Below are 523 nucleotides of genomic sequence, written 5' to 3'. Positions count from 1 at the left end.
GCGCAAGCCTATGATGACGAGATGCATGAACGCATCGCGTTGCACCGATCGCGGCGCGGCGAAGGCTGGACGACCATCGACGCACTGCTCGATCTCGCCGGTACGCTTGCCGCCTTGCCGGAGGATCGGCCGGTGCTTGTCGACTGCCTGACGCTGTGGCTGACCAACCACATGCTGGCCGAACACGATTTCGAGCTGGAATGCCGGCGATTGACGGAGGTGCTGTCGCGGCCGCGCGGGCCCTGGTTCGTGGTGTCCAATGAGGTCGGACAAGGCATCGTGCCGGACAATGCACTGGCGCGCCGGTTTCGCGATGCCGCCGGCCGGCTCAACCAGCAGGTCGCCGCCGTCGCCGATACGGTGCTGCTGATGGTGGCGGGGCTGCCGCTCAAGGTGAAATGACATGACCGACATCGACGATAAGGACGAAGAGCGCCATCGCGCCAAGATGGCCAAGCGCAAGGCTGTGCAGGATGCCGAGGTGGCGAGCAAGACGGTCGAGAAGGGATTGCTGATCGTCAAC

General features: G+C 64.4%; 1 protein-coding gene and 1 pseudogene. Both read left to right on the top strand.

What is annotated here, in order from left to right:
- Positions 1–402, top strand: a 402-nt coding sequence (locus EN939_RS37325; RefSeq protein ID WP_164751656.1) for a bifunctional adenosylcobinamide kinase/adenosylcobinamide-phosphate guanylyltransferase, incomplete at its 5' end; no start/stop codon positions are given.
- A gap of 1 nt (position 403) precedes the next feature.
- Positions 404–523: pseudogene (locus EN939_RS37320) on the top strand (cob(I)yrinic acid a,c-diamide adenosyltransferase); the annotation flags it as partial.

It is taken from the genome of Mesorhizobium sp. M7A.F.Ca.CA.002.05.1.1, from assembly GCF_003998335.1.
Classification (GTDB): Bacteria; Pseudomonadota; Alphaproteobacteria; order Rhizobiales; family Rhizobiaceae; genus Mesorhizobium.
The sequence above is the reverse complement of the archived record's forward strand: the minus strand, read 5'-3'. Positions and strand labels throughout refer to the sequence as shown.